Raw genomic sequence first — 14,986 nt, 5'->3', positions numbered from 1 at the left:
ATTGTGTGGTTCTATGTATTCATTTTCCCACACCAGCCGGCTGGCGGTTGCGCACTTCCAGAAAAATCAACAAAGCATTAACATCAGCCGGATTCACCCCACCAATCCTCGACGCTTGCCCAATAGTCAGCGGCCTCACCTTAGTCAACTTTTCCCGCGACTCCTTCGAGAGAGTTGTAATCGCCATATAATCCAAATCCGCAGGCAATTGTCGGCGTTCGTGTCTCACAATTTCATCAATTTGATTTTGCTGTTTTTGCAGATAGCCAGAATATTTGATATCAATTTCCGCACCTTCTTTTTCAGCCAACTTCAGACTAGAATCTCCCAAATTGTACCGTTCCAAATCGACATAGTGAAAACCGGGACGGCGCAGCAAATCAGCGAGAGTAATTGAACCTTTAATCGCTTGTTGGGTATCGGCAAAAATTGTCTTACCAAGCTCCTCGTGTTCTTTCACCCGCGTCGAGTACAACCGTTCTTTCTCCGCCACAATATTAGCTTGCTTCCGCTCGAACAACTCCCAGCGCCGATCGCCAATCAAACCAATTTCCCGTCCCAGCGGAGTCAAGCGTTGGTCGGCATTGTCCGATCGCAGCAACAGCCGGTATTCCGATCGCGAAGTCAACATCCGGTAAGGTTCCCGCAAATCCTTCGTACACAGATCGTCAATCAAAGTCCCGAGATAACTTTGCTCGCGAGGAAACACAATCATCTCCTGATTTTTCGCAAACCGAGCCGCATTAATCCCCGCCACAATCCCCTGTGCAGCGGCCTCCTCATATCCAGTCGTACCGTTCACCTGTCCCGCGCAAAATAGACCTTCAATCTTCTTAGTCATCAGCGTCGGAAAGCACTGAGTTGCCGGCAAATAATCGTACTCCACAGCATAAGCAGGGCGCATCATCTTGCACTTTTCCAAACCCGGAAGAGTCCGCAGCATTTGCAGTTGCAAACTTTCCGGTAAACCAGTCGAAAAACCTTGGATGTAAAGTTCGGGAATATCCCTACCTTCCGGTTCAATAAAAATCTGGTGGCTTTCCTTATCCGCAAACCGCACAATCTTATCTTCAATACTCGGACAGTAGCGCGGCCCCTTGGCATCAACCCAGCCGCCGTAGACTGGAGAAAGGTGCAAATTGTCTCTAATTAATTGATGAGTTTCTGGCGTAGTTCGAGTTAAATAACATGGCATTTGTTCGCGTTCGATCCAAACTTCTGGATCGAAACTAAACCAGCGGACATCTGCATCTCCCGGCTGCGGTTCCAAGTTGGTATAATCGAGGGTGCGCTTGTCAACTCTGGCCGGAGTTCCGGTTTTCAACCTGCCTGTTTCAAAGCCCAAACGGTTGAGAGTTTCCGTCAAACCGACGGCGGCAAATTCTCCGGCGCGTCCGGCTGGCATCGATTTATTGCCCACCCAAATTGTGCCGCCTAAAAAAGTGCCTGTGGTGAGAATTACGGCTTTGCATTCAAAGGCAACGCCGAAGTATGTTTCAACTCCGATTACTTCTTCGTTTTTGCCCAAAACTAAGTCTGTTACCATCGCTTCGCGGACGGTCAAATTAACTTGATTTTCGACAATATTGTTCATGACAGCGGCGTATTCCCGCTTGTCTGTCTGTGCTCTCAGCGCCCAAACTGCGGGGCCTCTCGAAGCGTTGAGGACGCGCTTTTGTAGGTAAGTGCGATCGGCCATTTTGCCGATTTCTCCGCCTAGGGCATCGACTTCGTTAGTAAGTTGAGTTTTAGCCGGGCCGCCGACAGCGGGATTGCAGGGTTGCCACGCGATTTTGTCGAGGTTGAGGGTGAGTAAAAGGGTGCGGCATCCGAGGCGAGATGTGGCGAGGGCGGCTTCGCAGCCGGAGTGTCCGCCACCTACTACGATGATGTCGAAACTATCTTGGAATTGTACTGGTGTTTGTGCGGTCATGGGATTTTAGATTTTAGATTTTAGATTGAATAATAGACATCTGGCAAAATTAGGTTTTGGTCTGGGTAGGACTAGGCTTCCATAATCTTTTTAGGAGATGTCTAATTGACTTCAGAGCGTTCCACGAGCGCCTCGCGCCCGTTATGGATGAAAGAAACTCTTTCTCCCCCTCTCCCCTTCTCCCTCTCTCCCCCTCTAATATCATAGATAATCTAGATGCACAACACCTTAAAATCGATGTACGGTAAGTCCCTATACCCTCACCCACCAACACCATGACACAGATCGCCCTTTCCGACCTTCCCGAAACCATCCAAGCCCTACTCACCCAAGCCATACAAACAGGCGAACCCCTCACCATCGCCCAAAACGATCGCCCTGTTGCCATTATCTCCCCCATCAAAAAAAGTAAACGAGCAGCCTTCGGATCTGCCAAAGATAGCGGCAAAATTATCGGAGATATCATCGAGCCAACCTCGAACTTCGTAACTTGGGATGTCCTGTCATGAAACTCTTACTAGATACCCACATTTGGCTTTGGTATCGTCTTGGGAATCCTCGCCTATCAACTACTTTACAAACGGCGATCGCTAACGAAGAAAACGAACTTTGGTTAAGTCCCATTAGCATTTGGGAAACCCTGCTACTCGCCGAAAAAGGAAGATTAATCCTAGAACCCACACCAGAAAAATGGATTAAAAAAAGCCTACAAGAACTCGACACAACAGAAGCAATCCTCACCAATGAAATTGCCCTTCTGAGCCGTCAACTAGATATAATACACCAAGACCCCGCCGATCGATTCATTGCCGCCACCGCCGTTCATTACGGACTAACCCTCGCCACCGTCGATGCCAACCTAACCCAAGCTACTTGCCTAAATACTCTCAGCTAATCCAAAATTTTGCACACCGCAAACAACTTTGAAGACTCGATCGATCGCACTCAAACAACAGGTGTTCGTCAATTAAAACTCTTCCTCTCCATTAGTGTAGCTGCTTTCTTCAAACATCGATGTTAATCCAGTAATTTTTACGGGGGGTCGATCTTTTAATTCTACGACAAATGACAACTCCCCACCCATTTGGGATTAAATATCGCGCAAACCTTGGTTTCGCTGATGGGAGGCGAACTCAATGTCGAAAGTTGTTGGGGCGTTGGGAGTACGTTTTGGTTTGAAATTGAATTGTCGAGCACAGATTTTGCAGCACCAATTTCGCCCCAGCAGCAACAGCCCGTCATTACAGGTTATGAAGGAAAACGGCGCCAAATTTTAATTGTTGACGATCGCCCATAAAATCGCTCTTTGATGGTGGATATTTTAGCACCGCTGGGTTTTGAGTTAATTGAGGCCAATTGCGGTGAAATAAATTGAGAAACAGCCATTTCTGAGGAACCGGATTTGATTGTTGCTGATTTGTTGATGCCCGGAATCAGCGGTTTTGAACTCTGCGCTAAACTGCGCTGTTTGCCAATGTTTCGGGAGACGCCCATCTTAATTGCTACTAGCGGGCTGTGCGAGTTGGAGTTGGAAAAGCAAGAGGAAATAGGCTATAACGATTTTATCAGTAAATTTTTTCAAATCGATGATTTTTTGGCAAAAATACAAAATTATCTGGGACTGTCTTGGATTTTTAAGGCTGCGGGCGATTCACGCTCGGGATAGCTTCGCTTCACGACATGAATCTGAATTGGCTCACGGCTCACAATACCCAGAAATGCCTCCGGGCTAAGAGTTGCTCGATTTGTACGAAGCAGCTCAAATCGGTAATTTCGAGCAAATTAAGCGCCAAGCGCACCGCCTGCAAGAGTTAAATTCCAAGTATGCGCTATTTGCTCGGAAAATTTTGCAGTTAGTCGATCGCGCTCGACGATGACGCGATAATTCTACTAATTCAGCCTTGTTTAAATATGGATGAATAAATAAAGCGGGCGCGAGTTTACCTGGATTTAAATAAACCCCGTGTCTCTGAAAAAATCCGATTTAGCCACGAGTTATCTAGGAATAAACCCAAACTTTTCAACAAATGCGCGCCACTCCTCAACATAATTAAACAATTATAAAAGTCGCTTCGAGCGAATAATTTAGAAGTATAAATAGTAATGAGGAGAGGGGGAAAATACGTAAGTAAGTTTTTGCGGGCGAAACGCAATCGTTGAGCTCGGCTCTGAAAGCTGCTGGCATTTATGACGGTTGTACTTCGCGACTTTGAGAAATCGGTTTTTTAGCCCGCGCCGCAAGCAACCCGGTTTCTCACACCCTAAAGTTGATATGAGGAGAGCAAAATAGAAGTATAAATAGTATTATGATATATTGCAGATACTGCCTCCATCTGGATCGTCCGCTCTGTTGCACCAATTTCAACCAAACCCAAGCAATCGCGTAACAGGAACGCAACTTCTCGGCTATCAGGTTGGGTGCGAGTGCCTCAACCCAACCTACTTTGTATTAATTGCCGAGTTTGTTTTATTTTAAAGGATCAAAAAATATGCAGTATCAGCAAAAAAGCAAATTATTAATCGTAGACGACCAACCGGATAATATTAATATTTTATCTTATTTCCTGGAGGAATACGGATTTGAAATTATTGTAGCGACGACCGGAGAAAAAGCGCTGCAGAGAGTCGAGAAAATCGTGCCGGATCTGATTTTGCTAGATATTATGATGCCGGGAATAGACGGATTTGAAACCTGCCGCCGCCTGAAAGCAATAGAAGAAGTTAAGGACATTCCCGTAATTTTTATGACTGCTCTTTCCGAGGCTGCGGATAAAGTGAAAGGGTTGACTTTGGGAGCAGTAGACTACATCACTAAACCGCTGCAGCACTCCGAGGCGATCGCCCGGATCAACCTGCACCTGCAACTGCGAAACCTCACCAAACAATTAGAACAACAAAATACGCTGCTGCGAGCAGAAGTGCGATCGCGCCAATTAGCCGAGTTAGGGCTGCGCTTGGGCGAAGAAAAATTTGCCAAAGCTTTTCGCAGCAGCCCCGCCGCCATGACAATCGCCACCTTGGAAGAGGGATACTTGACGGAAGTCAACCAAAGCTTTTGCAATCTCACCGGCTATTTTCCCGAGGAAATATTGGGCAAAACCGATCGCCAAATCAATTTGTGGGAGAATCTCCAAGAGCGATCTCGTTTCTCGCAACTCTTGCAACTATCCGGCGCTATTTACAAACAAGAATTCCAGTTTCGTACCAAGTTCGGCCAAATCAAATTTGTCCTGGTATCCGCAGAAATTATTAGCATTGGGGACATCAACTGCATTCTGATGATGACTTACGACATTACCGAGCAAAAGCTGGCCCAAGAAACCTCATACCGCCGCGAACAAGAATTCAGAGCCTTAGCGGAAAATTCCCCGGATATCATTGCCCGATTTGACCGGCAACAGCGCCACCTTTACGTCAATCCAGCAGCCGAATTAGCCACAGGAATCCCCGCCGAAGCATTCCGAGGTAAAACCCATCGAGAGTTAGCAATCCCCGCAGAAGTGGTGGCGCTCTTTGAAGCAAATGTGTCCGCCGTGTTCGCTAACGGAAGCGAACAGTGCTTTGAGTTTAATTGTATCACACAATTCGGCACTAAATTCTATCAAGTTTGCATGGTTCCTGAATACAAGCGCGATCGGACAATTGCATCTGTCCTATCTGTGGGCCGCGATATCACCGCTGTCAAACAAGCAGAACTAGAACTGCGAAAAAGCGAACTGCGGGAACGAGAAAAAGCTGCTCAATTAGAATTAACATTAAACAATTTAAAACGCACCCAATCCCAACTGATTCAAACCGAAAAAATGTTTAGTCTCGGGCGAATGGTAGCAGGAGTTGCTCACGAAATTAACAATCCCAATAGTTTTATTTTGGGCAATATCAATCCAGCCCGCCACTATTTCCAAGATTTAAACAATCTCCTGGAACTTTACAAAAACAAATATCCATCACCCGGAGCAGAAATAGAGCAACTAGCTGAGAGTATAGATTTAGATTTTTTGCAAAAAGATTGGTCGCGGCTGATGCAGTCAATCGAGTCGGGAGCCTCGCGCATTCAACAAATTGTTGAGTCGTTAAAGTTTTTCACCAAACTCGATGAATCCGGCATTAAAGATGTAAATCTCAATCAAAATATTGATAATACTCTGCTATTCGTCCAGCACAGAGCGCGAGGCAAAGGCATTAGCAAAAAAATCAACGATCGCATTATTTCCCAAGAGATTGAGGTAATTAAAAACTACGGCAGCCTGCCGCAAGTTGCCTGTTACAGCAGTCAGTTGAATCAGGTGTTTGCCAGTTTGCTCAATAATGCCATTGACGCCCTAGAGACTCAACCTGACCCGAGAATTGTGATTCATACTGAGCTGGAAACGGCAGAATGCTCCGGGGTTGACAAAGACTCAGAAGCAAGAGCTGACCATCAGTTGTCAACAGCAATTTCTCCCGACAATCCTCCTAGTCTATTCGCGGTGATTCGGATTGCTGACAACGGTATTGGCATGAGCGAAGAAGTGTTAAAAAAGATGTTTGACCCATTTTTTACCACAAAACCTGTAGGGAGCGGCACCGGATTGGGTTTATCTATCAGTCACCAAATTGTTGTCGAACAACACGGCGGTCAAATTAGTTGTATTTCTGCTCCCGGGAAAGGGACAGAATTCGTTGTAAAGATTCCTTTACAACCCGTAACTTGCGAGCAGGAAACTCGACACGCGGTTTCTTTGTAGCAGGAGTTACGCAGAATATGTAGCAATACCCGATTGTTAAGACTCCTTATACTCGGAGATCCTTGCAGCGCATACCCCCTACTCGACCCCTACTCCCCGATCGCGCTTTCTTGACGCAAGAGAGCTTTCTTATTCCCCCCGATCCTCGGGGGGCGGGCGAGTGGGATCTGCCTCGGGCGATCGCCTATTGGAATATGTAGGGCGATGCACACCGCACCGGATAGTTCAAGCATTTGAGGGACTTTTTGACCGCCCGGCCAGCGGGCTAGCAGCGCGCACCCTACAATAACTGTTCTGCCGAATGCCGAATGCCGAATGCTATAACAAATAATTAACAACCGTGCACAGCAAATGAAATATTTCTTTTTATCCGACGGCTGGAAAGTGGGGCGAGTCTGGGGGGTAGGCGGCGAGTGGACAGCAGCCGGCTGGAGGCGCCAGCCGGACATCCAACAGCTCAACCTCTCTCTTTGCGATCGCAGCGAAAAAATGTGGCTCTACCGCGTAGAAGACGCCGTACTAATGGTAGAAGTCAAACCCTGTGCCCCCCCCGATCCAGCCGCTCCGGCAAAAAATATCGGCAACGTCACGCTCACCAGACTGATCGATGCCGAGCAAGTCCTCGAACGCCTCGGGACGATCGCCACCCGGTGCCAAATCGAGAACCCGCAATTAATGTAAGGCCGAACATATTGCAATCGGTTCTAACACTCGATACACTTCTTTAAATAACTTTCATTTTTATGCCTCCACCTGTGAAGGTAGAAAGGATTCGGCAAAAGGCAGAATTTAAACCCCGGACGTAACTGCTGGGGATGGAGAATCTGATTTTTCCGTCAAAATAGACATCATCACTTACACCTTGGAGAACCGCAGTCAATGGGACTACCCTGGTATCGCGTACACACAGTCGTCTTAAATGACCCAGGCCGATTGATTTCTGTACACTTAATGCACACTGCCCTCGTGGCAGGTTGGGCCGGCTCGATGGCCCTTTACGAACTAGCAGTTTTCGATCCCACAGACCCAGTTCTGAACCCGATGTGGCGTCAAGGGATGTTCGTGCTACCCTTCATGACTCGCTTGGGAGTCACCGGTTCTTGGGGCGGTTGGAGCATCACTGGCGAAAGTAACGTCGATCCTGGCTTCTGGTCTTTTGAAGGCGTCGCCGTCGCTCACATCGTCCTTTCTGGTTTGCTGTTTTTAGCAGCAGTCTGGCACTGGGTATTCTGGGACTTGGAACTCTTCAGAGACCCTCGCACCGGCGAACCAGCCCTCGACTTGCCAAAAATGTTTGGCATTCACTTGTTCCTCTCCGGCTTGCTCTGCTTCGGCTTCGGCGCATTTCACCTTTCGGGACTTTTCGGCCCGGGAATGTGGGTGTCCGACCCCTACGGCTTGACCGGTCACGTCCAACCAGTGGCGCCTGCTTGGGGCCCTGAAGGCTTCGATCCGTTCAATCCGGGCGGTATCGTCGCTCACCACATTGCAGCGGGTGTAGTCGGCGTAATTGCCGGTTTGTTCCACTTGACAGTGCGGCCGCCGGAACGTCTTTACAAAGCCCTGCGGATGGGTAACATCGAAACCGTACTTTCTAGCAGTATCGCTGCTGTGTTCTTTGCAGCTTTTGTGGTTGCGGGTACGATGTGGTACGGTTCTGCTGCTACTCCGATCGAACTTTTCGGCCCCACCCGCTATCAGTGGGACGGCGGTTATTTCCAACAAGAGATCGATCGCAGAGCTCAAGCTAGCTTGGCTGCTGGCCAAAGCTTCCAACAAGCTTACGAGCAAATTCCCGAAAAATTGGCTTTCTACGACTACGTGGGCAACTCTCCGGCTAAAGGCGGTTTGTTCCGCGCTGGCGCAATGGTCAACGGCGACGGCATTGCTAAATCTTGGCTGGGCCATCCAGTATTTACTGACAGCGAAGGTCGGGTGTTGTCGGTGCGCCGCCTCCCGAACTTCTTTGAAACTTTCCCAGTCATTTTGACAGACAAAGATGGGGTCGTTCGCGCTGACATCCCCTTCCGCCGCGCTGAATCAAAATACAGCTTTGAACAAAGCGGAGTTACTGTCAGCTTCTACGGTGGCGAACTTAACGGTCAAACCTTTAAGAATCCTCTAGATGTTAAGAAGTTTGCTCGCGCCGCCCAAAAGGGTGAAGTATTTGAATTCGATCGCGAAACCTTGAATTCTGACGGTGTTTTCCGCACTTCAACTCGCGGTTGGTTCACTTTCGGACACGCTTGCTTTGCTTTGCTGTTCTTCTTCGGCCATATCTGGCACGGGTCTCGGACTATTTTCCGCGACGTGTTTGCTGGTGTTGAGTCTGACATGGAAGAACAAGTCGAGTGGGGCTTGTTCCAAAAGCTGGGCGACGTGACCACCAGAAGAGAAGAATCTCTCTAGATTTCGCCAGCCTAACAGAGCACCGGGAAACTTCCCCGGTACACAAAAACCCGGTTTCTTCAAGAAACCGGGTTTTTTTAGTTAATAATCAAACCACTAATTACGATAAAATAATACGGCAAGGGAAGATAGGGAAAATTTAACATGGAAAGCGTTGCTTACATTTTGATTCTGGCTTTAGCCATAGGTGTACTATTTTTTGCGATCGCCTTTCGGGAACCACCCCGGATTGGCAAATAATTAGCTATACGCCCGCGGCCTTTCGTCGTGTCAACTTAATGAAAACCTTTGTCTCTGTCGTTTATAGCTGAGGCCCGATACCCCTCGCATCCCCGCAACGATTCGGGGGACGAAAGAGAGAATTTTCGGTTCCCCCCGGATAGTCGGGGGACGGAAGACGCTCTTGTCCCCCCGCAACGATTCGGGGGATTCGGGGGCTCTTCCGGCGGGGGGATCGGCCCGAGTCATCAAACAGCAGACTGATACTAGGTTCGCAGCTCAAGTTGACACACATCCCGGGCGCTGTATCCTGAGTCATTTTTCGAGTCCAGCCATTCATCAGACCGGGCGCGGTTAGATGAATGGCAATTTGCTGGCAACGCCTGTTAAAATCAGCAATCATGCGCTGTTCCTCCTGCCAACACACAAATAGCCGCGTTCTCGAATCGCGTTCAGCCGAATCAGGTCAAAGCATCCGTCGGCGGCGCGAGTGTTTGAGCTGCCAGCACCGCTTCACAACTTACGAACGGATAGAATTTGTGCCGATTACGGTGATCAAGCGGGACGGCAAGCGCGAATCTTTCGATCGGTCAAAATTAGTTAGGGGACTGGTTCGGGCCTGCGAAAAAACCGGTTTGTCTTCCGGGCAGCTCGAAACCCTGGCAGAAGAAATCGAGGCGCAACTCCAAGGTCGATCGCTCCGAGAAATCGCCAGTTCAGAAATAGGGGAACTGGTGCTGTTGCACCTGCGGCCGCTCAGCGAAGTCGCTTATGTCCGTTTTGCCTCGGTATACCGCCAATTTCGAGGCATCCGAGATTTTGTAGATACCCTAAATCACCTTCAGAATCCCCTCAACGAAGCTGAAGATACAGAAACGGGGACAAATTTTGACGCAGATTTGCCGGATGCCGAAGCAGTCGATCGAGAAAGCCCAGCATCCTGCGCTAGTCCCAGCTAAGCTCGCTTAAATTAATTTATAGAAATATTCTGGGAGATTGAAAACCGTGTCGCGAGGAAGGCCCGGAGGAATAGCGACTCAAGGGACTCTCATTCGAGCGAGTGTTCTTTTTTCTCAGTAAGAGTGCTGGGTGTGATATGATCGTCATCGGTCTAAAATAGAGTATAACTAGACAACGTAAAAACTTAACTGGATTAGTTGAGTGCGTAGTCACACCGATAGGTGTTGCAGTTTAGGAAAGCTCGCATTTGAACAAAACCTAACTAAAGATCGGTGACTAATTAAATACGGTAGGGCATACCGAAATTTACGCTTCTGGAGAAACCGACCTCTACTTAGACTGGAGTAATCCTGTCGCCAGCAAGTCGGCTCGTTGAATGAAGAATCTCAGTTTATTTATACCTGAGAGTGTCAAAATAGTCTACTTGACTCGGAATGTTAAGATTCAACGTTTTAACACAGAGTATGGACTAACAGTAATGGCAAGCGCTGGTGTGCAGTTGCACCTGGCAAAAGTTAGCGAAAACTGACTTTAGTAAAAGATTTTGAAAAAAGTTAATCGCTTTTTCACCAAAATCTCTAATATCTGCCGGCACAAACGAAAAACATGAAGGAGAGAAATCCTAGGAAACTATTCGCATGGTCAATCTCAAAACCACAGTCAAAGACATCGGCTTTACTCACGAAGATTTTGCAGCCCTACTAGATAAATATGACTATCACTTTAGCCCGGGCGATGTAGTAGCGGGTACAGTTTTTAGTATAGAACCGAGGGGCGCTCTGATTGATATCGGTGCTAAAACAGCAGCGTACATTCCCATTCAGGAAATGTCGATCAATCGAGTCGAAAGCCCTGAAGAGGTATTGCAATCAAACGAAACCAGAGAATTTTTCATTCTAACCGATGAAAATGAAGACGGACAATTAACCCTGTCCATCCGGCGCATCGAGTATATGCGGGCCTGGGAAAGAGTGCGACAACTGCAAGCAGAAGATGCCACAGTACGATCGCAAGTATTTGCCACCAACCGCGGCGGCGCACTCGTGAGAATAGAAGGCTTGCGAGGCTTTATTCCCGGTTCTCACATCAGCACCCGCAAACCGAAGGAAGAATTAGTCGCCGAAGAATTACCATTAAAATTCTTAGAGGTAGACGAAGACCGCAACCGCTTAGTGTTGAGCCACCGCCGCGCTTTAGTAGAAAAGAAGATGAACCGTCTCGAAGTCGGGGAAGTCGTAACCGGTACAGTGCGCGGCATCAAGCCTTACGGTGCTTTCATCGACATTGGCGGTGTCAGCGGCTTGCTGCACATCTCGGAAATTTCGCACGATCACATCGATACGCCCCACAGCGTGTTCAATGTCAACGACGAAGTGAAAGTGATGATCATTGACTTGGACGCTGACAGGGGCCGGATTTCTCTCTCCACCAAGCAGTTGGAACCGGAACCGGGCGCGATGGTCAAAAATCGCGAGTTGGTTTATGAAAAAGCTGAAGAAATGGCAGCTAAGTTCCGCGAGAAAATGCTCGCTCAAAAGCAAGCTAAAGCAGGCATAGATGTTCCTGTAGAATCAACCGATGCTTTGGACATCTCCGATGAAATACTTGAGGACGTACCCTCAGCAATGGAAGAGGATCTGCCGGAAGCAGCAGCGGAAGCAGTATTAGATGTAGAAGAGGAAGAAATCCCTCCTGCGACGGTCGAATAACATCGCAGTCTCTGTGATTAAAAGAGGGTATTGTCCCTCTTTTTTTTTGCAGTTAGTCATGAGTCATTAGTCATTAGTCATGAGTAATTAGTCATTAGTCATTAGTCATTAGTCATTAGTCGCTGCTTAGTGGTTGACAATTTACAATTCACAATTAGCAATTCACAATTTACAATTTACAATTTACAATTCACAATTTACAATTACCAATTCACAATTTACAATTACCAATTACCAATTACCAATTACCAATTACCAATTACCAATTACCAATTACCAATTATTTAACATCTTCCTGCCGACAGATGCAGCGATCGCTCTTTGGATTAATCCAAGGAGCAACTACCTCTGCCTCAAGAAACATCGCCTTTAGCGTGAAAATTTGTTAAGATTTATAAACATCAGGGACAACTGCACAGGTGCCAACTCATCCTAATTCTTAGGCAACAACAGAGCAGACGAGCAAATCCTACAACAAAATGCTTATAAAATTCTTGCCCTGAGGCTCAAAGGCAAGCCGACAATGAACCTCAAACTATTAAAAGAAAAACTAGAACAGCTTAAAAAACGTCCCAATTGCAGCAAAGGAACGATCGACCAAATCGAAAACTGGTTAATCGGTTCCCACATTTTGCAGCGATTGAGAATTAACCCTTACTACGTAGCAGGCGATACTGTCAAGAATGTTAAAAAAATTACTTCGGAATTTCTGCACGGAGTAAAAGCTGGCGCCTTCGACCTGCACTGGGACATCCACTGCCCGCACTGCAACATGATAGCAGACGAATTTAAGGATTTGGCAGACACATCGGAAATGTCTTTTTGCCCGATGTGCGATCGCGAGTTTAAAATTGATTTGCTCGATCGCGTCGAAGTTACTTTTTCCCTCAACAAAGAAATCGAAGACCCGCAACTGCGGCCCGTCTGCGCTCCCCCTCCCGTACTCCAGAACAAACTGCAACTGGTGACGCCTTTATACTGTACCGAATCCGAGACTGTCACCTTAGAAAACGGTCGGTACCGCTACTGCTGTCCCCTGACTTTAGCTAAAGGGATTTTAAAGGTTGAAGGCGAAGAAACAGAAGATATACAAGAAATTAAAATCAAGCAGTTAGCGGGCAAAGATTTTGACAAAAAAGAGCTGGCAGTGCGTCCTGGAAAAGTTAAGATCGAACTAAGTAATACCGAACACAATTTGTCGGGGCTGATTTTGCATTCAGATGTATTGCCTTCGGAACTGACATTAGAACAGCTCCCCCTGCGGCTGTCAGGAATCCAACTGCTGCATCACCCCGATTACAAGCGTTTGTTTGGCGATCGAGTAATATCGGAAAGAGAGCGAGTTAAGATTCGGGCGATTACTATTATGTTTACCGATATTACCGGTTCTACCAGAATGTACGAAACGCTGGGAGATACTAAAGCTTACAATATAGTGCGCGACCATTTTGAAATTTTCTTTGAGTCGATCGAGAAATGTGGCGGTAAAGTCATTAAAACCATCGGCGATGCCGTTATGGCTTCCTTTATCAGCAACGAACAAGCAATTATGGCGGCCGCGGCTGCTGTCGCCTGTTTCAGGGAGTACAACTTAACTCGGAAACAACAAGAGTGGATTCAAGTCAAAATTGGCATTCACCGAGGTACAGCCCTGCTGGTAAATCTCAATAATGCGATCGACTATTTCGGCTCCACAGTCAACAAAGCCGCCCGCATTCAAAATCTTTCTAAAAGTGACGAAGTTTCCTTTTCCGAAGATGTTTATCACGACCAAGCTTTTTTAACTGCATTAAAAGCTACAAGAGTGTCGGAAATTCAAAAACGAGTTGAAGATTTAAAGGGAATACAAGGTGCACAAGTCGCCTACACTGCGAGAATTAATACTGAATCGGTAATCGCGCTGTCTGCTGAATAGGTAAGTGGAAGAAGCTATGTATAGCCTCGATCGCCCCGGGTGAGGTATGTGTGTTCAGTTGACCGCTTGACCGCTTGACAGCTTGCCCGAAAAGCCGGTCGTTGGGTTGACCGCAAGAGGGCGACCTCTACCTGGAAGTCCGAGGATTGGAGTAATGAATAGTCTTCTTTTAATTTCTCCCGAAAAAGCTTTGGGCTTTAAACCAATTCTTTCTGGTAATGGGTAATGGGTAATGAATAATGGGCGAGTGAGCTTTGGAACCGCAAGCTTTTTCCCCATTACCGATTACCTTGGAGTATGTGAAATCTCTAACTATTCAAATATGGCAAAATTTGTCAATTTTTGCCAACTGCTGCTTTCGGTTGCAGTGTCAATCAACTAGCCAAAGCCCGAGCGCACTTCTCCACCAAGTGTAAAGTTTTGTTACAAAAACCTATTCGGTAGCTTTAGATACAGAATTATCTGATATAGTTATAAATAGGAACAGAAAAGCAGCCCAACATTAATCTAGGAATACGGAGGAACCGGATATGTCTACCGAAAATCAAGCCCGCTCTCTGATGATGCGCCACCACCAACTGGTGAAGAACCGGCAGCAATCCATGCTCAACCGCAGCGCCACCGAAGTCGGGATGGAAGACACCCACTACTGGGGTCACATTCAAGGCAAAGCCCAGCCCAGCCTTAAAGACAGCTACGATCGCAGCAACGCCACCATGAGCTAAGGCAAAGCTCAATTTCCCCAATTGCCCGCAAACCTATTACCTAGATTTGGAGAAAACCAGTGATGTCTACCCAACAACAAGCGCGCAGCCTGATGATGCGCCACCAACACCTCGTCAAAAACCGTCAGGAATCCATGTTGAGCCGCGCGGCTGCTGAAGTTGGTTTAGATACTGGTTCTGTGGCGAGTGTCGATCGCAAATAACTCGTTTTTTCAACAGCGAGACAGTTGAATCGAGTTTGTTGTTTGCCAGCTAAAAATTAATAATGACAGTTACAAAACCGTCGCGACTTCTTCTTGAGTTCGATCTTTACAGAGGAAGTCGCGATTAATTTTATAGGGTTGGTTAAAGACAAAAAGTGAGGCACAGCCTCGCTTAACTGCATTTCC

15 protein-coding genes are annotated in these 14,986 nt (G+C 47.2%); 14 read left to right on the top strand and 1 reads right to left on the bottom strand.

The window, feature by feature from the left end:
* Positions 1 to 19: 19 nt before the first annotated feature.
* Complete coding sequence (gene mnmG / locus QUB63_RS11645) at positions 20 to 1,933, bottom strand: tRNA uridine-5-carboxymethylaminomethyl(34) synthesis enzyme MnmG (protein WP_332945259.1); 1,914 nt, start codon at positions 1,931 to 1,933, stop codon at positions 20 to 22.
* A gap of 275 nt (positions 1,934 to 2,208) precedes the next feature.
* Here mnmG and QUB63_RS11640 point away from each other — a divergent pair, with 275 nt between their 5' ends.
* The 14 genes from QUB63_RS11640 to QUB63_RS11575 all read left to right on the top strand — a co-directional run bounded on the left by QUB63_RS11640 (position 2,209) and on the right by QUB63_RS11575 (position 14,800).
* The gene (locus QUB63_RS11640; protein WP_332945258.1) at positions 2,209 to 2,442 is read left to right on the top strand and encodes a type II toxin-antitoxin system Phd/YefM family antitoxin; all 234 of its coding nucleotides are present in this window, start codon (positions 2,209 to 2,211) and stop codon (positions 2,440 to 2,442) included.
* Positions 2,439 to 2,828 carry a type II toxin-antitoxin system VapC family toxin gene (locus tag QUB63_RS11635; RefSeq protein ID WP_332945256.1) on the top strand — a complete coding sequence of 130 codons (390 nt, stop codon included), beginning with the start codon at positions 2,439 to 2,441 and terminating at the stop codon, positions 2,826 to 2,828. Before QUB63_RS11640 ends, QUB63_RS11635 begins: the two co-directional genes overlap by 4 nt.
* A 189-nt stretch (positions 2,829 to 3,017) precedes the next feature.
* Positions 3,018 to 3,230 (top strand): hypothetical protein, encoded by a 213-nt coding sequence (locus QUB63_RS11630; RefSeq protein WP_332945254.1) that lies wholly within the window; start codon positions 3,018 to 3,020, stop codon positions 3,228 to 3,230.
* Between the two features lie 87 nt (positions 3,231 to 3,317).
* On the top strand, positions 3,318 to 3,599 hold the full coding sequence (locus QUB63_RS11625) for a response regulator (protein ID WP_332945617.1): 282 nt from the start codon (positions 3,318 to 3,320) through the stop codon (positions 3,597 to 3,599).
* Between the two features lie 79 nt (positions 3,600 to 3,678).
* Positions 3,679 to 3,810 (top strand): hypothetical protein, encoded by a 132-nt coding sequence (locus QUB63_RS11620; protein ID WP_332945253.1) that lies wholly within the window; start codon positions 3,679 to 3,681, stop codon positions 3,808 to 3,810.
* 612 nt (positions 3,811 to 4,422) lie between these two features.
* Positions 4,423 to 6,660, top strand: coding sequence for a PAS domain S-box protein (locus QUB63_RS11615; protein WP_332945251.1), 2,238 nt, complete (start codon positions 4,423 to 4,425; stop codon positions 6,658 to 6,660).
* 351 nt (positions 6,661 to 7,011) lie between these two features.
* Positions 7,012 to 7,341 (top strand): hypothetical protein, encoded by a 330-nt coding sequence (locus tag QUB63_RS11610; RefSeq protein ID WP_332945250.1) that lies wholly within the window; start codon positions 7,012 to 7,014, stop codon positions 7,339 to 7,341.
* A 198-nt stretch (positions 7,342 to 7,539) separates the two neighbouring features.
* On the top strand, positions 7,540 to 9,069 hold the full coding sequence (gene psbB / locus QUB63_RS11605; RefSeq protein WP_332945249.1) for a photosystem II chlorophyll-binding protein CP47: 1,530 nt from the start codon (positions 7,540 to 7,542) through the stop codon (positions 9,067 to 9,069).
* A 144-nt stretch (positions 9,070 to 9,213) separates the two neighbouring features.
* On the top strand, positions 9,214 to 9,309 hold the full coding sequence (locus QUB63_RS11600) for a photosystem II reaction center protein T (RefSeq protein ID WP_006635641.1): 96 nt from the start codon (positions 9,214 to 9,216) through the stop codon (positions 9,307 to 9,309).
* Positions 9,310 to 9,689: 380 nt separating this feature from the next.
* Complete coding sequence (gene nrdR, locus QUB63_RS11595; protein WP_332945615.1) at positions 9,690 to 10,247, top strand: transcriptional regulator NrdR; 558 nt, start codon at positions 9,690 to 9,692, stop codon at positions 10,245 to 10,247.
* Between the two features lie 639 nt (positions 10,248 to 10,886).
* A complete protein-coding gene (locus QUB63_RS11590) occupies positions 10,887 to 11,957 on the top strand; it encodes a 30S ribosomal protein S1 (RefSeq protein ID WP_332945245.1) in 1,071 nt (356 codons plus the stop codon).
* A 523-nt stretch (positions 11,958 to 12,480) separates the two neighbouring features.
* On the top strand, positions 12,481 to 13,872 hold the full coding sequence (locus QUB63_RS11585; RefSeq protein ID WP_332945244.1) for an adenylate/guanylate cyclase domain-containing protein: 1,392 nt from the start codon (positions 12,481 to 12,483) through the stop codon (positions 13,870 to 13,872).
* 530 nt (positions 13,873 to 14,402) lie between these two features.
* Positions 14,403 to 14,597: a hypothetical protein gene (locus QUB63_RS11580; RefSeq protein ID WP_332945243.1), complete on the top strand. Its 195-nt coding sequence runs from the start codon at positions 14,403 to 14,405 to the stop codon at positions 14,595 to 14,597.
* 62 nt (positions 14,598 to 14,659) lie between these two features.
* Positions 14,660 to 14,800: a hypothetical protein gene (locus QUB63_RS11575; protein ID WP_332945625.1), complete on the top strand. Its 141-nt coding sequence runs from the start codon at positions 14,660 to 14,662 to the stop codon at positions 14,798 to 14,800.
* The last annotated feature ends 186 nt before the right edge of the window (positions 14,801 to 14,986 follow it).

The sequence above is a fragment of the Microcoleus sp. ARI1-B5 genome (assembly GCF_036705795.1).
GTDB lineage: Bacteria > Cyanobacteriota > Cyanobacteriia > Cyanobacteriales > Microcoleaceae > Microcoleus.
Note: the sequence above shows the minus strand (reverse complement) of the source record. Positions and strands in the feature narration are given on the sequence as shown.

Excerpts from the sequence above, each read along its gene's own strand:
- mnmG (WP_332945259.1), bottom strand. The coding sequence starts at position 1,933 with ATGACCGCACAAACACCAGTACAATTCCAAGATAGTTTCGACATCATC.
- QUB63_RS11640 (WP_332945258.1), top strand. The coding sequence starts at position 2,209 with ATGACACAGATCGCCCTTTCCGACCTTCCCGAAACCATCCAAGCCCTA.
- QUB63_RS11635 (WP_332945256.1), top strand. The coding sequence starts at position 2,439 with ATGAAACTCTTACTAGATACCCACATTTGGCTTTGGTATCGTCTTGGG.
- QUB63_RS11615 (WP_332945251.1), top strand. The coding sequence starts at position 4,423 with ATGCAGTATCAGCAAAAAAGCAAATTATTAATCGTAGACGACCAACCG.
- QUB63_RS11610 (WP_332945250.1), top strand. The coding sequence starts at position 7,012 with ATGAAATATTTCTTTTTATCCGACGGCTGGAAAGTGGGGCGAGTCTGG.
- psbB (WP_332945249.1), top strand. The coding sequence starts at position 7,540 with ATGGGACTACCCTGGTATCGCGTACACACAGTCGTCTTAAATGACCCA.
- QUB63_RS11600 (WP_006635641.1), top strand. The coding sequence starts at position 9,214 with ATGGAAAGCGTTGCTTACATTTTGATTCTGGCTTTAGCCATAGGTGTA.
- nrdR (WP_332945615.1), top strand. The coding sequence starts at position 9,690 with ATGCGCTGTTCCTCCTGCCAACACACAAATAGCCGCGTTCTCGAATCG.
- QUB63_RS11590 (WP_332945245.1), top strand. The coding sequence starts at position 10,887 with ATGGTCAATCTCAAAACCACAGTCAAAGACATCGGCTTTACTCACGAA.
- QUB63_RS11585 (WP_332945244.1), top strand. The coding sequence starts at position 12,481 with ATGAACCTCAAACTATTAAAAGAAAAACTAGAACAGCTTAAAAAACGT.
- QUB63_RS11580 (WP_332945243.1), top strand. The coding sequence starts at position 14,403 with ATGTCTACCGAAAATCAAGCCCGCTCTCTGATGATGCGCCACCACCAA.
- QUB63_RS11575 (WP_332945625.1), top strand. The coding sequence starts at position 14,660 with ATGTCTACCCAACAACAAGCGCGCAGCCTGATGATGCGCCACCAACAC.